This window comes from Neobacillus camarae, assembly GCF_054950115.1.
This window is the reverse complement of record NZ_JBUCKX010000003.1, coordinates 52,812-72,057: the sequence shown is the minus strand read 5'-3', so window position 1 is coordinate 72,057 and position 19,246 is coordinate 52,812. Positions and strand designations below refer to the sequence as shown.

Genomic DNA, 19,246 nt, shown 5'->3' with positions numbered 1-19,246 from the left:
GCCAAAGAGGAAATCCATGTTTCACAGGATTTTAGTGTTTGTTCTCGTTGTTTTTACCATTCTCCCTTCGTTCTCCCGGGAAAAAGCGGGGGCGGCGGCTGTCGAGGAAAAGGATACACCAAGCACCTTTAAAAACCCGATTGTACAGGTTTCCGGAAGTGGGGGTTCGGCTGACCCAAGTCTGGTTTATAAGGATGGATATTATTATTACGTGAAGTCGAATAAAGATGCCTCGATTATTGTGGCAAAAGCCAAACGTCTTCAAGATATTGGAAGTGCACCGCGCGTGACGGTGTACACGCCGCCAAGTGGGACTCAGTACTCCAAAGAGATTTGGGCCCCTGAAATACAATATCTCAATGGAAAATGGTATATCTATTTTGCAGCCGATGATGGACGAAATGAGAATCATCGGATGTATGTTCTTGAAGGGAATTCGCAAGACCCGCAAGGCACCTACACCTTTAAAGGGAAAGTCAGCGATTCGTCTGACAGTTGGGCAATTGATGGGATGGCTTTCCAGAAGGATGATGGTTCGTTGTATTTTGTCTGGTCCGGCTGGGGTAACGCCAATGATGGCATGCCGCAGCGCACCTATATTGCCCCGATGAGCAATCCTTGGACCATCAGCGGACCGAGAGTGGAAATCTCATCGCCAACGGAACCGTGGGAAGGGACGTTACAGGAAGGACCGGAAGTCATCATCAAGAACGGAACGATAAACCTGATTTATTCAGCCAATGCAAGCTGGATGGATGATTATGTGTTAGGACAATTAACCAATACAGACGGCAATGTGTTGAACCCAGCTTCTTGGGTCAAGAAGAAAACACCTGTATTTGTGAAGAATCCACAAGGTGAAGTGTATGGACCAGGACATCACAGTTTTATAAAGTCACCGGATGGAAAAGAGGATTGGATTGTTTATCATGCATTTAAAAATTCCAATGGCGGTTGGGCGAACCGCAGTGTGAGAGCCCAGAAATTCACGTGGAATGAAGATGGAACACCGAACCTTGGTACCCCAGTGGCTTATGGAGCAGACATACTGGAACCTTCAGGTACACCAGATATAGTAAGGTATGAGTACGAAGCTGAAAACGCAAAAGTAGGAGGCATTGCTTTTGTCCGTAATTCTGCGAATGCATCAGGTGGTAAAGTAGTTGGCAGGATCGATAATGAAACCGATTTTGTTCAATTTGATGTCGAGGTGGCCGAATCAGGTCTATACACGCTCGTGGTAATGGCAGCGAACGGCACAGCAGCAGGTGCAGCGGCACAGCATAACGTAACGGTCAACGGCGGACCCGCTCAAGTCATCGAATACCAGAATTATGGCTGGGAAAATTATAATCCGACATCAATGGATGTTAGTCTGAATGCTGGAAAAAACACCATCAAACTTTCCAAGAAAACGAACTTTGCCGAGCTCGATCGGATTGTCCTGCAGCCGGTGGAGACGACGGATACCAAGGCAGCAGTCGAAACTGTCAATTTTACAAATAAAGAAACGGCTATTAAACAGGGAGAAACCGTTACCGTTAAAGCCAGCATTAGGCCAATTGCCGGTACAGATAAAAATCTGAAGCTTTCAACCTCCGATGCAAAGGTTGCCACCGTATCTGAATTGGGGAGAGATTCCGCTACAGGAACGGTTTCACTGGCGATTAAAGGAGAAGCGGCTGGCACCGCTGTCATTAAGGCAGAAACAGCAGATGGAAAAGTGGCAGCAGAGCTGATGGTAACCGTCCGTGGAGAACCAGGCGAACCCGATCTATCTGCCTTTACAGTCGACCAATTTGATCAAACCACATTAGATAATCGTTGGAGCATCTTCCAGGAAAATAAGCAGGACTGGAGTTTAACGAAGAACCCTGGCAAGATGACGATTCGCACGACACCGACAGACATTTATCAAGATAATAACAGCCAGAACAATGTATTTCTCCAAAATATCGAACAGGGGAAAGATTTTGAGATTGTCACCAAAGTGACACTTCCAATTGCGAAAAACCACCAGCAGGCAGGCCTGTTCGTTTGGCAGGATGCGGATAACTTAGTCAAGCTTGCACACGTTTGGGTGGATGGACCAACCATTGAAACGGCTTACGAAATTAAGAGGGTATATCAAAAGCCTGGTAACTTTGCGGCCCATCCTGGCGGCAATACCATGACCTTGAAAATAAGGAAGGTAGGCAGCCTGTATACGACCTATTATTGGAATGGGTATGAATGGATTTCAGCGGCTGATTCCCTAACGGCGGATCTTAAAAATATCAAAGTCGGTTTTTATGCCAACAATATCGTAGCCACGAATGACCGAATCGATGCGGTATTTGAATACTTTGCCGTCCGGACCATGGCTGGGGGAGTAGAGTTAGAAGATGAGAAGCTTACTTTAAACGTATCGGAATCAAAGCAATTAAAGAATGTAGGTCCAAGTGAAAAGGTCAAATGGAGCTCGAAAAATCCTTCCATTGCGACCGTATCGGAAAATGGTTTGGTTCAAGCCAAAGCCGCAGGAAGAACGGTGATTAAGGCAACAGATGAATCAGGCACCTATACGGATGAAGTCGTGGTCACCGTTGCGAGTGACAAACAGCCGCCTGCATTCGAAGATAATTTTAATGACCAAGAAGCGGACGGTTGGAAGACTTACGGCGGCACCTGGTCTGTCAATGACGGAAAATATACGGTGAAAAGCGGCCCAGGCTATAAAGCGGTTTTAGAAAACCCCGAATTCACAGATTATATTTTAGAGGCTGATGTCCAAGTTACCAGCGGGACGGAGGCAGGACTGATTTTCAGAGCATCCGATTTAGCTGTCGGAGCCGATGCGCTCGAAGGATATTTTCTGGGAATCAATCCACAAAACCAATATGCAATTCTTGGCCAATTCAAGGAAGGCAAGTGGACGGAGATTGCCCAAAGAAAAATCCCAGTTAAATACAAGGAAACGTATCACTTGAAAGTGGTGATATCAGAAGGCCATATCCAGGCGTTTATCAATGACAATCCATTAAATACAGATCCATATCCGAAATTCGATTTAGTCAGCAATACCCATTTGAGTACGGCAAAAGTCGGTTTTAGGACATTCAACGCCGATGCCACATTCGATAACTTAAAGGTGACTCCGTATGTGGAGAAAATCACTGGCCCGACTTATACGAATTCCGTCATGCCAGGAGTCGCCGATCCGTATGTGCTGTATTATGAAGGCACGTATTACTTATACGGCACCCATACGGCGGATTGGCCATCGATGCAAAATGGGATCAAGGTGTATACCTCCACGGATCTGGTGAACTGGAAAGAACATGACCAGTGGGCGCTGCATCGAGATAATTCATGGGGAGAAAAACAATTCTGGGCTCCAGAAGTTGTAGAGAAAAACGGGAAATTCTACATGTATTATGCCGTAGAAGAACATTTAGCGGTAGCGACCAGCGACTCGCCATTAGGGCCTTTTGTTCAGGAAAATATGGAACCTATTCATCCCAATACGAAAGAAATTGATGCCCATATTTTCACCGATGATGATGGAAAGCAGTACATGTATTTTGTCCGCTTTGAGAATGGAAATGTGATTTATGTGGCAGAGTTAAATGACGATATGAAGTCCATCAAAGAAGATACCGTCAAATTTGTGATGCGGGCTACTCAGGACTGGGAAAAGAGCCCAAAACCGCCTTCCGCTTTTATCAATGAAGGAGCATTTGTCATCAAGCATAATGGTACCTATTATTTAACCTACTCCGGGAATCACTTTGAAAGTCCGGATTATGGAGTTGGTTATGCGACCGCTCCAACGCCAACGGGGCCATGGACAAAGTACGAATACAACCCGATTATGAAATCGAACATCATCGTACCGGGTGCAGGTCATCACTCGTTCATCCAGTCTCCAGATGGGTCCGAATTGTTTATGGTTTACCATACCCATAACAGTACGAAAGCAACAGAACCGAGAAAACTGGCGATTGACCGAGTCCATTTTGTTCCACAGGCTAATGGACCGGACATCATGGAGGTTTGGGGCCCGACGATCACCCCGCAGCCAATGCCATCGGATAAATTTTTACTAGAGTCGGTTAACCTGAAAGCTGATCTTACAACCTTAACTCGTAATCAAACAGCTAGCCTTGAGGTAAGCGGCACACTTCGAAATGGGACATCGGCAGACTTGGCCAAAGCTTCCATCACCTATGTTTCTAGCAACGAAGAGGTCATCAGCATCCAGGAAGGAAAGTTGGTGGCACATCACACAGGAACCGCAGACATTTTTGTGAAGGTAAAAATAAACGGCCGTACTGTAATATCGAACGTTTTAACGGTTGAGGTAACCACTAGTACGGAGTCCATCAAACAACTGGTGGAAGGATATGAAAAGGCGAAAGACATCAGTCAGCCATTGGCCGCTCAATTAACGAACAGTCTAGATCAAGCTGCCCATCAACTGAAGCTAGGTGATAAACAGCAAGCAATTAAGAAAATGAAGGATTTTCTCATGCATCTAAACAACGAAGCGATGAGTAAATTTATTACCGAGGATGCTAAACGGATTCTCAATGAAGATGCAGAGTCGCTCATCCGTTTATGGGAGTAGCTTAGGAAAGTAGAATACTAGATTAAAAGGGATAGCGGAGTGCTGCTGTCCCTTTTATCTGAATAAGGAGAGGAAAGAAGTGAAGACATCTGTTACTGGAATCGAAAAAAATCCTACATGAGGTGACCGACCATTTAAAAAAGGGCATTATCCCTTTTTGGCTAACCAAAGGATACGACAAAGAATATGGCGGGTATTTCACCTGTTTTGATTCAGAAGGCACTTTAGATGATGATATGGACAAATATTTAGTCACCCAATGCCGGATGATTTGGGGGTTTTCAGCTTTTTATCAATTGTATCCGGAGGAAAAAAACCTTCTGGCTTTTGCCGAGCAAGGCGTGAACTTTTTGTTAGACCATTTTTGGGATCATGCCCACGGCGGCTGGTATTGGAAGGTGAAACGAGATGGAACCCTCCTTGACGCCGGAAAAGTAGTCTATGGACAAAGCTTTGCCATTTACGCCTTATCCCAGTTCTACCAAGCGACAAAGGAACCGATTGCTTTAAAGTGTGCGGAAAAAACCTTCAATCTGTTGCAAATCTATTGTACGGATACCGTAAATGGCGGATATTTTGAAAACTTGGAAAGCGATTGGCACATCTCGCCTGAAGGCTTTTGCGGGGGTGACCGTAAATCACTTGATGTCCATATGCACCTCCTCGAGGCGTATACGGTTCTTGCCCAATGCACCCAAAAGGAACATCACAAAAGAAAATTGCAGGAAATCATCGACCTCATTTTAAAACACATGATTAATCATGAGGATGGCTGCGGAAGAAATCAGTTTAACCGGGAATTTGAACCAATCCCGGCGATCTCCATCCGAAGGACTTGGAATGCGGAAAGACAGGGCTCGCAAACCATCGAAGAGCCAAGAGATACCACTTCCTACGGACATAATCTTGAATTGGTCTGGCTGTTAAACCGAGCCGCTGAAGTCCTTGGCCTGCCTAAACCGACCTTTTATGAGCTTACTAGAAAAATAGCGGATCACACTTTAACCTATGGGTTCGATGAGGATTTTGGCGGGGTGTACAGAGACGGACCACATCATGGCCCTGCGTATATAACCGATAAGGAATTCTGGCAAAACCAAGAGGTATTAGTAGGTTTCTTAGATGCCTATGAAATTACGCAGGATGAGAAACTCTTCATGGCCTTTCAGAAAACATGGGAATTTGCCAAGAAATATCTTATTCATTGGGAGCAAGGTGAATGGCGCCAATTAGTGGATAGGAAAGGGAAGATTCTGATTGGCGACCTCGGAAACCCGTGGAAGGCTTGCTATCATTCAGGACGTTCGATGCTAGAGGTGAAGCAGCGATTAGAAAAAATACTAGAGTTACAGAATTGAAAGGGCTGTCCACAAAGCAAAGGGGTCAGACACCACTCCACTAAATATAGGACTACTATTTATGGCGTGGAGTCAGACCCCTTAATGGACCCTTTTTTTTGTTCTAGTACTATTGGATTAAAAATTGCCAATACCAAAAAAGTGCAAATCTTAGCGTCATATTGCAAATATTTTTTTCCAAATTCTTGATAAAGTGGTTAGTGTAATCAAGGAAGAGGGGGAGATCGTGAACACAAAAATGTAAGCGGGTTCATTTTGAAAGAGTTTATAAATGGAGGTAGGGAGCAGAAAATGAAAAAAAAGCTATTCGTCTTTTCATCTATCATGGCTATCACTCTTACACAGGCAATCGGACTAAATGGGGCAGCACCCTCATCTGTAAAAGCGGAAACAATTGAAAAAGCCCATGGGCTAAAAGGAGAATATTATACCTCCTCCGGTCCTGGAAAATTTGACTTTAACGAACTAAAAACTACCATTGTCGACTACAATATTAATTTTCCTGATTTAGAACCAACGCTAAATTTGTTTACGGGGCAGCAGGACGACGTAAATGTAAGGTGGACAGGTAAAATTGTTCCAGAGCACAGCGAAGATTACACGTTTTATATGATTGGGGACAATGGATTTAGGGTTTGGATTGACGGCAAATTGGCCATCGATTTTTGGCAGGATAAATGGGATATTGAGCAAAAAAGTGCACCCATCAAGCTCGAAGCTGGGAAAGAATATGATATAAAAGTCGAATACTTTGAAAACTATGGTGGATCCAATCTTCGACTCTATTGGTCTAGTTCAAGTACCGAAAAACAAATTGTTCCCAACAGTGCCTTTTACCTTCCTGATGGGTACAGTGTCAGTGATGATGTTAAAACGATTAAAGTTCTAGAAGATGGGAAACAGGTGGAATTAGCCTTTAAAGATGAACTTGCTGCGTTGCCAAAGGATCTTCAGGAACATTTTAAGGTGAACTTAAATGGACGGCAATGGGCAATTGATAGTGTTTCGTTAAAAAAAGGTGATCCCTCGACGATCATACTTAAGACCACCGCGGAAATTTATGAAAGATCGGCCAATAACGTGTTAGTCAGTTATGATGGGAAAGGGAGTATCACAACAAAACAGGGGAAAGAAGTAGCTCAATTTATTAACAGAGCGGAAAACCTGTCGCAATATAACATTGCATCACCTTGGGCTGAAAAAGTAGACTCCACGAATGTTTTGCCGGAATATCCGCGTCCTCAATTAGTCCGCGACAAATGGATGAACCTGAATGGCGAGTGGGAGTTTCAGCGGGCAGCACAAGGAGAAGCGGTTCCTACGGGTAAAAACCTAAATGAGAAGATCCTTGTTCCATTTGCGGCTGAATCCCAGCTATCCGGAATTGACCGGCAAGAAAAACATATGTGGTATAAGCGCAGCTTTACCGTACCGTCCGATTGGGACGGCCAAAGAGTCCAATTGAATTTTGATGCCGTGGATTATAAGGCGGTTGTCTATGTGAACGGAACAAAAGCAGGAGAGCATACTGGCGGTTATGATGCCTTCAGCTTTGATATTACCGATCAGCTAGTGAAAGGCGACAACGAATTGATTGTGGAAGTGTATGATGAGACTTCAGGCGGGCAGGCAAGAGGCAAGCAGACCACGAATCCGGAAGGCATCTGGTATGAATCTACTTCGGGAATTTGGCAATCCGTTTGGCTGGAACCAGTGGGCAAAGCGCATATTGAATCCATCAAAACAGTGGCGGATATTCATCAGGATCAAGTGAATGTAACGGTAAACGGCGAGAATCTGGAAAACAAAACGATTGAAGCCGTTGTCTACGAAAAAGGAAAGAAAGTAGGAACAGCGGTTGGGAAAGCAGGGGAAAGCTTTGCGGTGTCTGTACCGAACCCTCACCTTTGGACAACAACGGATCCGTATTTATATGACTTGCAAGTCAATGTAGAGGATAATACGGGTGTCCTTGATACCGTCCAAAGTTATTTTGGCATGAGGGAAATTTCGCTTGGAAAAGTAAATGGCCAGCTTCGTCCACTATTAAATGGAGAATTTATTTTCCAAATGGGGCCATTAGATCAAGGATACTGGCCGGAGAGTGGTTTAACTGCACCAACAGATGAGGCGTTAAAATTTGATATTGAAAAAACCAAAGATCTTGGATTCAATATGATTCGGAAACACATCAAAGTCGAGCCAGAGCGCTGGTATTATTGGGCAGACAAATTAGGCATGATCGTGTGGCAGGATATGCCGAGCATGGAAGGCTCGGGTGCCGGAGCTAGAGCGACAGCTGCCGATCGGAAGCAATATGAAGTCGAATTTAATGAAATGATTCAAGAAAGATACAATCATCCATCGATTTTCTTATGGACGGTCTTTAATGAAGGCTGGGGCCAATATGATACGGTACGGATGACAAACTGGGTAAAAAGTCTGGATCCAACGCGGCTGGTCTCCAATGCCAGCGGTTGGACCGATGCAGGAGCAGGAGATGTGTTAGACTGGCATACCTACACCGCGCCTAATTCACCAAAAGTAGAAGAAAAACGGATAGCGGTCATTGGGGAATTTGGCGGACTTGGGTTGGCGACACCGGGTCATGAGTGGGGCACAACCGGCTGGAATTACGTGATGATGAAGGATAAAGAAGAAGTCACCAACACGTATGTCGACTATATTGAATCGTTAAAACGCTTTATGTATGCGAATGGTCTAAGCGCAGCCGTTTACACGCAAACGACTGACGTCGAAGGGGAATTAAATGGGCTTCTCACCTATGACAGGAAAGTAGTGAAGTTAGATGAAGACCGGGTCCGTAAAGCCAATCAGTCCCTCATTGCTTTATCATCTGCAAAAGTGGTGTTAGGTGAAAAGCTTGACGAGGCAAAGGCTGCTCAACAAGGTGCTAAGCAAGGCGACCAGCCTGGAGAATATTCAAAAGAGGCGATTGAATTTTTGAAGGATGCCATCAAAGCAGCAAACAAGGTGTACCACGATCCGCGCGCTACGTCCGATGAGCAATATACTGCGGCAAACACATTGAAAAAACAGGTAACCGAATTTAAAGATAAGGTGAACCCGCCAATTGCAGCAGGAGCTCAAGTCGACCAGTTTGATAGCGCTGCCTTGTCACCCGCATGGTCGATTTTCCAGGAAGATGCTTCTAAATGGAGCTTAACCGAAAATCAAGGCCATCTGGTCATTACAGGACAACAAGGCGATTCCCATGAGGGAAGCAATGCGCTGAAAAATGTTTTCCTTCAGGATGCCCCTGCCGGCGATTTTGAAATAACGACCAAACTAAATGCTGCTGTTCGAAATAACTATGAGCAAGGCGGGTTATATCTCTGGCAGGATGTAGATAACTATGTCCGATTGGGCCATGTATGGGATAATGGCTTAAAGCTTGAAACGGCTAAGGAAGAGAAGGCAAAGTATACGAAAGCTCAAAACATGGCGCAGCATCCTGGTGATGATACGGTTTACTTGAAAATCAAGAAAACCGGAAATGTCATTTCCACCTTCTTCTGGGCGAATGGGGACTGGCAAAAAGCTGCCGATCCGATGATCACGGATATTAATATTAGCAAAGTGGGATTTTATGGAACAAGTACGGTTAGTGGTAAACTGGTACCCATGACATTTGATTATTTCACCATACAAAGTCTTCAATAATTACTGAATGGAAGGGTACAGTTTTATGGGGCATTAGGATTTTCCATTAAAGGATCATAGGGATAAAAAAACTAAGTGGAAGCACCTAACCTGAAAGTCAACAGAAAAAAGCCGATTTTCCATAATGGAAAATCGGCTTTTTCTCTATTTCGGCTGAAACAACTTGGTTGACACGAATAGATTACAAATGTAATATAGACCCATAGATTACATTTGTAATACAGGAGGTGCCAAATAGAATCATGAAAGAATTACCGAAAATATCGGAAGCTGAATTGGAAATCATGAAAGTACTTTGGGAAAAATCCCCACAAACAGCGAACGAGGTCATAGAGAAATTGGAAATCACGATGGACTGGAAACCCAAAACGATTCGAACCCTTATTAACAGATTGGTTCAAAAAGAAGCTGTTTCTTATCATCAAGAAAAAGGGCGCATGTATGAATACTTTCCATTGATTTCCCAGGAGAGCTATTTACAAGTAGAAACAAAATCTTTCCTCAAACGTTTTTATGGTGCGGCCTTTAAACCGTTACTTGTCAATTTCTTGAAAGAAGAAAAACTATCTTCAGAAGACATTAACGAACTCAAACGCATACTTGATGAGAAGACAGAAGAGGATCAAAGGAAGGGTAGGTAGAATGTTACATAATGAATTAGTCGGCAGCTATCTTCCGCGATTATTTGACTGGGTGATTAACACGTCGATTATGGCAAGCATACTTGTCGCACTCATCTTGGTTGTGAAAACCTTACTCTCAAACAAGCTAACCCCAAAGTGGCACTATCTGCTTTGGATGATTTTAATCGTGCGGCTCATGCTCCCGTGGTCACCAGATAGTTCGTATAGTATTTATTCCCTTCTTTCAAGAGGTTATGAAAAAGCCATATCTGTACAAAGCCAGTCTGAAGTTTCTCCAAAAATCGAACCGATGCAAGAAACAACTTCAGGTATGTCTGGGATAAGGGAAGTCACTGAAGAGGAACTATATCCTGCTGCTGGTATACTTCAAACCAGCAAAGAAAGTAATACGGAAGAAACCACCATTTCGATGAAGAAGCAAAAGGAGGAACCCATTTCCTTCTCCTTCTATACCATTGCATTATACATATGGTTAACGGGTGTGATTGGATTTGGCTTCATAACCTATCTAGTAAACCGGCAATTGCACCGATACATACAACGGCAGCCAGTGATAACGGATCAAAGGATTGTTGACCTATTCGAGAATTGTAAGCAATCGATGGCTGTGCGAAAAAGGATCCCATTGCTTCAAGCGGGCAAGATATCAAGTCCGACCGTTCTGGGATTTTTACACCCAAGAATCCTGCTTTCAAATGTTTATTTGAGCCAACTAAATGAGCAGCAGCTGCGACATATTTTTTATCATGAATTAGCTCACATCAAGCGAAGAGACGTTGCTGTGAACTGGCTGATGCATAGTTTACTAGTCATCAATTGGTTTAACCCGATTTTATGGTTTGCCTATGTTTGCATGAGGGAGGATCAGGAACTGGCATGTGATGCTTATGCTCTCTCGTTTATGGAGGAAGAAGAAAAAATTTCATATGGACATACCATCATCAGTCTCTTAGAACACTACTCCCATTATTATCAAACGCCAAGTTTGGCCAATTTAAGCAGAAATAAAAGGATGTTAAAGAGGAGAATTCTCATGATTAAAAAATTCCAAAAGAAATCATATGGCTGGTCGATACTGGGGATCGCTGCAATAGTGATTGTTTCATCACTGTCATTACTAAATGCACACGCAGATGGTCCAACGGTAAAGCAGGAAAAGCAAGCGGGAGATACAGCAAACTCGGAAGTGGAATCAAATGGATCCAATCCAAAATTGAAAAAATTTATTGCCGAACAAGCCGAAGCTTTTAATAATACCACCGACATGAAGGAATACAAGGCGAAGTTCAATCAATTGGTATCCGATTTTGCCAAACAGTCCACTGGATATCCGACTGTCGAAGCTGCATACGATATGGAAAATTTGCGGACGTTGATTTTGATGGGGGCACCGATTAACTTTTCTTCGGAACAACTCCAAGAACAAGGGAATGAAACAGATGAACTGATTGTTCGGGCGAAACGTGTGCCAGAATACGTGAAAGAAGTATTGAACGACCTTGACGTGGTCATGAACAAAAATGGCAAAGGCCAAACGTATGGTGTGCTGCACCAGTTAAACGGAGAAAACGTGACCGAATTAGAACAGTTTGCCTATGGCGAACAAGGACTCCCTGCTGAACTGAAGGAATATGATAGGGCGAACTATAAAAAGGCCGAGGTTGAATCAAATCGAATTGACCCAAGAATGAAACAACTAATTGCAGAGCAGGCCGAAATCTTTAAAAATACGACGGACGTCAATGAATATACGGCAAAGATTAAGCAATTAGACCAAGAGTTTGGCAAACAGTCCACTTTTACTTATAACCTGGAAGCCGCTTACGATTATGAAAACTTGAGAGCCTTGTTAACATGGGGACAACACTATGACTATGTGATATCGGTTGAAGAACAACAAGGGATTGACACATCAGAGAGTAAGCAGACGGTGAAAGATACGTTTGAATACATCAAACATGTCCTGAATGACCTTGACGTTGCCTTCAATAAAAATGGCAAAGGAGAAACGTTTGGAGTAACGCATCAGTTAGACGGGGAACACGTCACTGAATTAGAAAAGTTTGTATATGGAGAGCAAGGATTTCCCGCAGAAATAAAAGATTATTATAAACAACTTGTTAAGAGATAGAATAAGTGAATCAAGAGGGCCAGGGGGAATTTTTAGTTAAAAATGTAATTTATGTAATTATTAACCAGTAGAAGAATTGTTAATGTATGGCCCCATTTTTATTCCCCCAGTTCACATCAACATGGGGGATTTTTTTCCTTAGAGAGGAAATTTTCCAAACTTTGTCGAAAGAGACTGGTATATGGTGGAATGAAAACGTAAATACTACGTTTTCTTCAACAATGAATACCGATTTTAGAAAAGGAGTGCCCAAATTGAATACACTTAAGTTTGGCTGGATTGATTATTCTAGCGAACATAGAGACAAGGTCTTGGCTGTCCTTGATGCGCTGTCCGCTCCAGAAGCCGTGGATGAATTGGGAATTGGATTGATAAGGGATAGTTTTGCCGACATCCTGTTTCCTGGTACATCGACCATCCAGACCAGAGCCAAATACTTTTTACTCGTACCATACCTTTTTATGGAACTCGAAAGTGAACGTTTCTCTTCCCCGGATCGATTCCTCGATAAACTGTTCCAAGAAGAGCTCGCCTTAATACAGTTATTAAATAAAGACGGATCCAGCGGAGTCATTGGGGCAAGGGCAGGGAATAAGCTGAAAAGAAAACCATCCAGTATCTATTGGAACGGACTTCGGACATTTGGAATTTTCCGATATGACACACTTTCTTTAGATAACTACGCAAAAGCTCATATTAGCATGCAGCAGAATAAGAATGCGGCTATGGCTTTTGCCCATGAGGAAATGGATCACGAACAGGCCCATGGGGAATTTGCCGGTACTTTTTGGCGATGCCTTATCCCTGATCCCGACTGGAAAAACCACCTAACTATCAATCTGTTACATAATGAAGCCTTGTTTTTAAAGGACCGAATCACAAAGGCTGAAAAATCGAAAGACAGCTTGTTTGCCTTTTTATTAAATCAGGACCTCGAAAAGGTGGTTGCTATTGAAAACTTTGAAGCAATTGAAAAAAATTTTCCATTGCCTGAGCACTTATCAGAGGACTATAGATTAGCAAAGAAATTCGCCCAGTTTATATCTGGAGCCAATATTCGTTATAATGTCATTCTCTCTAACAATACCAATGAAGAGGCGCTGGAGAAATGGACAAATTGGCTCAATAGTTCGTTTGTTCAAAAGGAGTTTCAGTCTTTTTCGTCCATGACTATTATGGAAAAGTTGAAGCTTAGAAACCCCAGGCTTAAAAGATTCTTAGATGGGTGGCAAAAAGCAGTCCTTTCTGGAGATGAAGATACAATCGACCGTCTTATTGTCAACCGAGAAATAGAAATGAAATCTAAAGACAGGGCGAAACTACATAATACGAAAATTTATTCCTATCAAGAAGGAGTTTGGGTAGGAACGGAAAATCTCCATTACCGGTTTCGAAATGCTAGAGGGTTGGTCTCAGATATCATGGATGGATTGGAGGAACATCATGCTTAAACCAGCAGAGGATAGACTCAACTATAGTGATTTACTGACGCCGCCGGCTGGCTATGAGGTGGAGTTCGCCATCGGGACGACCTATTCATTGGACTTAGAAGCGCTTGTTGGTGTTCCCTTGGCGCTCTGTTTATCCGAAGAAATGGATCGCACATACCAAAACAATCCGATTTATATCCTCGAAGGGTTAAGGAAAAGCGCCGACAAGTTCGTGATTTTTTGCGAAGCAGGGCAAATCAAAGTTCCGCAAAATGGGAGTCATGTATTTGCGTTATTGGAAAACAGCGTGTTTGAAGTGGCCTTAACGAATGATCATTCCTTTCATCCCAAGATTTGGCTCATCAAGTATAAGGATTCAGAACAAAATACCTGCTACCGGCTTTTAGTGCTGTCGCGAAATCTCACCTTTGATCGCAGCTGGGACATGGCAATTGCATTAGAAGGAAAAAGAAATAATAAAAAAACGCTAAAGAACAGACCATTGGCAGATTTTCTAAGCTTTCTGCTTCCATATGCAAAAAGCAGTCAAAAGAAAAAGCAAATAAGGAAGATCATCGGAGAACTGGATTACATTCATTTTGACCCGGCTGACAAGCACATTCCTGAATTTGAATTCTTTCCACTAGGAATACCAGGATATGGGGGAGAAACAACAGGGCTTTTTGACCGGTACCACCAGTTAATTATCATTTCCCCGTTTATCAGTCAGGCGACCGTAAAAGAGCTACACAAATTAGCTTATTCACAAGCTGCCAAAACCTTAATCACAAGGAAATCGGAATTACATAAGCTCGAACCCAATATGCTAGCGGATTTGGATGTCTATACCTTAAAAGATATGATTATCGAAGGTGAAGGAACGATAAGCGAAGATAATCCGGATAAAGAAGTGGCCCAAACACAGGACATACACGCAAAACTTTATGCCCGGACCAAACATAATGAGCACCATTTATATATCGGATCGGCGAACTGCTCCAAAAACGCTTTTCATGGAAATGTGGAATTTTTGTTAAAGCTGAAATATCAGAAATACGGGTTTAAGATCAGCCACATCCTGGATGATTTATTTGGCGTGGAAGAGAAAGAAAATCCTTTCGAAAAAATAGAGATAATCCCGGAAGCACCTGGCTCTGAAAGTGATATTTCTAATAAGTTGGAAAAGGGAATCAAACAACTCTGTCGGAAAAAACCAAAAGCTGCTGTACTGGAGCAAACAGAACCGTACACCATTCGAATTGCGTTTAACAGCCTCCCGGAAGATATCCAATTTTCAATAGGTCCTCTGTTAAGCAAGCGAATGCAGCCTCTAAAAAAAGAGACCTTGTTGGAGAATTTAAGTTTGCTGGATCTTGGACACTTTTATAAAATCACGGCCGAAATGGAAGGCGAAAAGCTGGAAAGGATTATCAAGATTGAAACCGCCGGAATACCGGAAGAACGGGATCAGGAAATATTCCGCAATATTATTAAGGATCCATATACGTTTTTAAAATATGTCGCCTTTTTGTTGGCAGATGATTTTCTCTTATCCACACTTGAACAAATGGACAAGAAAAAACCAGGTTCGGGGGTTTGGAACACTGGCTTGAGTGAATATCCGGTTGTCTACGAAAATATGTTGAAAGCGGCATCCCGTTCACCGGAAAAACTCGGAGATGTTGAACAGGTAGTCAAGCTGATTGATAACGACCATATCATTCCTCAAGAATTCCAGCAATTGTATGAAACGTTTGTCCAAGCAGTAAAGAAGGTGAAAAGATGATTGATATAAAACAACGCGAAGCAGAAATCATTTCGAGCTTGAAGGATTTCCAAAAGGCGACAGTCAATAGAATTCATGATTTATTTACCAATGGCTATAACCGGGTGCTGGTTGCGGATGAAGTGGGACTCGGAAAAACGTTAATTGCCAGAGGTGTGGTGGCGAGAACCGCCCGCTATCATCAGGAAAAATTAAACGATGAACTCTTTAAAGTGGTGTATGTTTGCTCGAATCAAGGCATTGCCAGCCAAAATCTGACCAAATTGAAAATCGATGATCGGGTGACAATCGAGGGTTTGTCGGATACGAGACTTTCCATGCAGCATTTAAAAATATTTAAAGACAGGTATGACCCGTTGATTAAAGAAAGCTACATTCAACTTATCCCGTTAACGCCATCGACTTCCTTTGACATGACCAACGGTTGTGGAAGTGTGGTAGAGCGAGCCTTGCTCTTTGCTGTTTTGAAAAGGTATCAGCCATTGAAGCCATATTTGAAAGAATTTGAGATTCTCATGACGGACATTGCTACTGGCAGTTGGGAATGGTGGAAAAATGAATATGAAAAGCAAGTCGAGGAGTGCAACGAGCAAAGTAAAGGGGACTATTGCCAGACGGTTCTTGAGAAAATCAGTACATACTTTGGTCAGGAACAAAATTTGTTAAATCAAATCATTGAAATTTGTGGAGTAATTAAGAAGGAAGGCCAGCCAGGTAAGCGGGTAACCGGTGCCAATCGAGTCATTCACAAGATTCGTAAAATGATGGCAGAAATCAGTATGGACCTCATGGATGCTGACCTCGTCATCATGGATGAATTCCAGCGCTTTCGAGAGCTAATCAACGCTGCTGGAGAAAGTGAAACCGCATTGTTGGCAAAGAAATTTTTCAATGTGCCAAAAGATAACGAGCAAGCGGTCAAGATCTTGCTGTTGTCAGCCACACCGTATAAATTGTATTCCACACTGGAAGAAATGGCGGAAACGAAAAATGACGATCATTACCAAGAGTTCATGCAGGTGGTTGATTTCCTCTTTGAAAAACAGCCACAACATCAAGAGAACTTCCGCCAGGTATGGCATGACTTTTCGATGGCCTTAAGTCAAATTACCTTCAGCGACTTTGCTATGCTGACAGCTAAAAAACAAGCAGCAGAGGACTATCTTTATCGGGGAATCGCCAGAACGGAACGGATGCTTGTGGATGGGGCTGAGGGTTTGGTCTCGTCTTCGATGGCTAAAAATGTGTTAAACATTACCGAACAGGATGTTTTATCCTTTGTGGAAATGGACCGACTCCTGCAGGAAATGGAGTTGACCGACAAGGTACCGGTGGACTATGTGAAATCCGCCCCCTATTTGTTGTCCTATATGGAACACTACAAGCTTAAGCAAAAGGTGACCCAATATTTTCGAAAACATCGCGATAAAATCAAACTCGCAAGGAAACCCGTCCTATGGATGAATCGGGACACGATTGCCAAATATGGAAAGCTGCCTGAGGCAAACGCCAGGCTAGGCAAACTGAAAGAAGTGGGGCTGCCCAAACAAGCGGAACGGTTGCTGTGGATTCCGCCTTCCTTGCCTTATTATGAGCCTAGTGGGTGTTATGCGGGGCAAAGCGATTTTTCGAAGGTCCTTGTTTTTTCGGCGTGGGAAATGGTGCCACGGGCGATTGCCACATTGGTGTCTTATGAAGCCGAACGGTTGACAGTAGGGGAGCTGATTAAGCGAACTCCAAATAAAAAGAAAGAAAATCGCAGTTATTTTGCGAAAAGGCGTTTTCCGCAGCCGCGATTGACCTTTGCTATGAAAGAGAATGCTCCGGCCAACATGAACCAACTGACACTTCTTTATCCATCTGTGACCTTGGCTCAGCTATTTAATCCTGTAGAAGTGTTGAATAAAAGACTTTCACTTAAGGACTTAAAGGAAGAAATTACGTTAAAGCTAAAAGAATTGCTTGATCAAATTCCGAGTGATACCAAAACAGATGAAGGACGCAAGGACGAAAGATGGTATTTTGCGGCTCCATTGTTATTTGATCGGAAAGAGGAAATCATCCAGGAATGGCTGAACAGTGACCATCTTTTAGTGGATGATCATGAGGGTGAAACGAAAGAGATAGATGACCAAGCCGCTCTAGCCAGACATTTTGAAGAACTTAGGTCCATTTTTCAAAACGCTAAGCAAGTTGGATTGGGGAAGCAGCCAGATGATTTACTTGATGTATTGGTAAATATGGTCCTAGGTTCCCCTGCCGTGTGTGCCTTAAGAATGATGGGGAAATATGACAGCCAATCTATCCCATATGCCATTCAGTTGGGAAAAACGATTCTTGACCGTTTTAATACCCAAGAATCGATTTCAATTGTCGAACTGGAATATGGAAAACGGAACCAAGATGCTCACTGGCAAAATGTCCTGAAATATGGTGTGGATGGAAATATTCAAGCCATGCTTGATGAATACGCCCATATGTTGTTAGAAGAAGGCGGCTTAAAGGATAAAGAGGAGCTAAGCAGAAATAAACAGCTTGTGAAACTGATGGTGAAAGCCATTAAAACGCATACGGCAAGTTTAAATGTGGATACATACCCACAGTTCAAAGAAAGAATTCTCCAGGATGGCCGGAAGAAACGGGGGGAGAAGGATCAGTTTATCAAAATGCGAACCAATTATGCGGTCGGCTTTTACGATACTCGTAATGAGGATCATTCCAGGAACCGTAAAGACAACATAAGGCTATCCTTCAATTCGCCATTTCGTCCGTTTGTATTGGCTACGACTTCTATCGGCCAGGAAGGCTTGGATTTTCATTATTATTGCCGAAAAATCATGCATTGGAATCTTCCTGCAAACCCTGTGGAGCTCGAGCAGCGGGAAGGAAGAATCAATCGGTATAAGTGCTTTGCCATTCGCCAAAACCTTGCCGCCAAATATGGCTCGATTTCCTTTCACTCAAATATTTGGGAGGAGCTATTCCAGGAAGCGCTCAAGGAAGAAAGAGATGAACATACATCGGAATTGGTACCATTTTGGTGCCTTCCCGGCAACCCGGATATTAAGATCGAGCGTATCGTGCCGGCTTATCCTTTAAGCAGGGATATCGCAAAATATGACCGACTAATGAAAATACTGGCCATTTACCGTCTAAGCCTTGGCCAAGCCCGACAGGAAGAATTGCTTGAGTATTTTATAACGAATGATATTGAAGATGTAATGCTAAAAGAAATGTTTATGAATTTGAGTCCTTATTATAAGGAAAGGGAAATAGTCAATGCAGTGACAGAATAGGATTATATTTCAGACCATTAATCGTTTCAAGGAAACAACCTACTTAAATTTGAAGGAAGGTATAATTCTGGATAAATAGGGATTATACCTTTTTTCATAGTACTTCAAGAAGCCAACATTGTGACTGACAGTAAAGAAAAGGATGGGAGTATATACCTACGTGATAAAGGATTTCTGCAGGTTTTTGTCGAATTAATAATTTACTTTAAATGTTATCAATGCAAAATGTTGAGCCATGGTTCAATAAATCTATTATATATTTTCATCTAAAAATCACTTTTAAATCATACTGCTCTTGGGAAGGGGAA

At 42.8% G+C, this 19,246-nt stretch carries 8 protein-coding genes; all 8 read left to right on the top strand.

The window, feature by feature from the left end; all coding sequences use genetic code 11:
* Nucleotides 1-16 precede the first annotated feature (16 nt).
* The 8 genes from ACY8D0_RS15430 (at nt 17) to ACY8D0_RS15395 (ending at nt 18,938) form a co-directional block, all read left to right on the top strand.
* Entirely contained in the window at nt 17-4,609 is a 4,593-nt protein-coding gene (locus ACY8D0_RS15430) for a family 43 glycosylhydrolase (RefSeq protein WP_462411418.1), read from the top strand.
* Between the two features lie 122 nt (nt 4,610-4,731).
* Nucleotides 4,732-5,967, top strand: a complete 1,236-nt coding sequence (locus tag ACY8D0_RS15425; protein ID WP_462411417.1) for an AGE family epimerase/isomerase — start codon at nt 4,732-4,734, stop codon at nt 5,965-5,967.
* Between the two features lie 291 nt (nt 5,968-6,258).
* Nucleotides 6,259-9,651 (top strand): PA14 domain-containing protein, encoded by a 3,393-nt coding sequence (locus tag ACY8D0_RS15420; RefSeq protein ID WP_462411416.1) that lies wholly within the window; start codon nt 6,259-6,261, stop codon nt 9,649-9,651.
* A 239-nt stretch (nt 9,652-9,890) separates the two neighbouring features.
* Nucleotides 9,891-10,292 carry a BlaI/MecI/CopY family transcriptional regulator gene (locus tag ACY8D0_RS15415; RefSeq protein WP_462412471.1) on the top strand — a complete coding sequence of 134 codons (402 nt, stop codon included), beginning with the start codon at nt 9,891-9,893 and terminating at the stop codon, nt 10,290-10,292.
* Nucleotide 10,293: 1 nt separating this feature from the next.
* Nucleotides 10,294-12,426, top strand: coding sequence for a M56 family metallopeptidase (locus ACY8D0_RS15410; protein ID WP_462411415.1), 2,133 nt, complete (start codon nt 10,294-10,296; stop codon nt 12,424-12,426).
* A 254-nt stretch (nt 12,427-12,680) separates the two neighbouring features.
* A complete protein-coding gene (locus tag ACY8D0_RS15405; protein ID WP_462411414.1) occupies nt 12,681-13,877 on the top strand; it encodes a DUF6361 family protein in 1,197 nt (398 codons plus the stop codon).
* Nucleotides 13,870-15,642 carry a phospholipase D family protein gene (locus ACY8D0_RS15400; protein ID WP_462411413.1) on the top strand — a complete coding sequence of 591 codons (1,773 nt, stop codon included), beginning with the start codon at nt 13,870-13,872 and terminating at the stop codon, nt 15,640-15,642. The genes ACY8D0_RS15405 and ACY8D0_RS15400 overlap by 8 nt, the downstream gene beginning before the upstream one ends.
* Nucleotides 15,639-18,938, top strand: coding sequence for a helicase C-terminal domain-containing protein (locus ACY8D0_RS15395; protein WP_462411412.1), 3,300 nt, complete (start codon nt 15,639-15,641; stop codon nt 18,936-18,938). The genes ACY8D0_RS15400 and ACY8D0_RS15395 overlap by 4 nt, the downstream gene beginning before the upstream one ends.
* The last annotated feature ends 308 nt before the right edge of the window (nt 18,939-19,246 follow it).

Excerpts from the sequence above, each read along its gene's own strand:
- ACY8D0_RS15430 (WP_462411418.1), top strand. The coding sequence starts at position 17 with ATGTTTCACAGGATTTTAGTGTTTGTTCTCGTTGTTTTTACCATTCTC.
- ACY8D0_RS15395 (WP_462411412.1), top strand. The coding sequence starts at position 15,639 with ATGATTGATATAAAACAACGCGAAGCAGAAATCATTTCGAGCTTGAAG.
- ACY8D0_RS15400 (WP_462411413.1), top strand. The coding sequence starts at position 13,870 with ATGCTTAAACCAGCAGAGGATAGACTCAACTATAGTGATTTACTGACG.
- ACY8D0_RS15410 (WP_462411415.1), top strand. The coding sequence starts at position 10,294 with ATGTTACATAATGAATTAGTCGGCAGCTATCTTCCGCGATTATTTGAC.
- ACY8D0_RS15420 (WP_462411416.1), top strand. The coding sequence starts at position 6,259 with ATGAAAAAAAAGCTATTCGTCTTTTCATCTATCATGGCTATCACTCTT.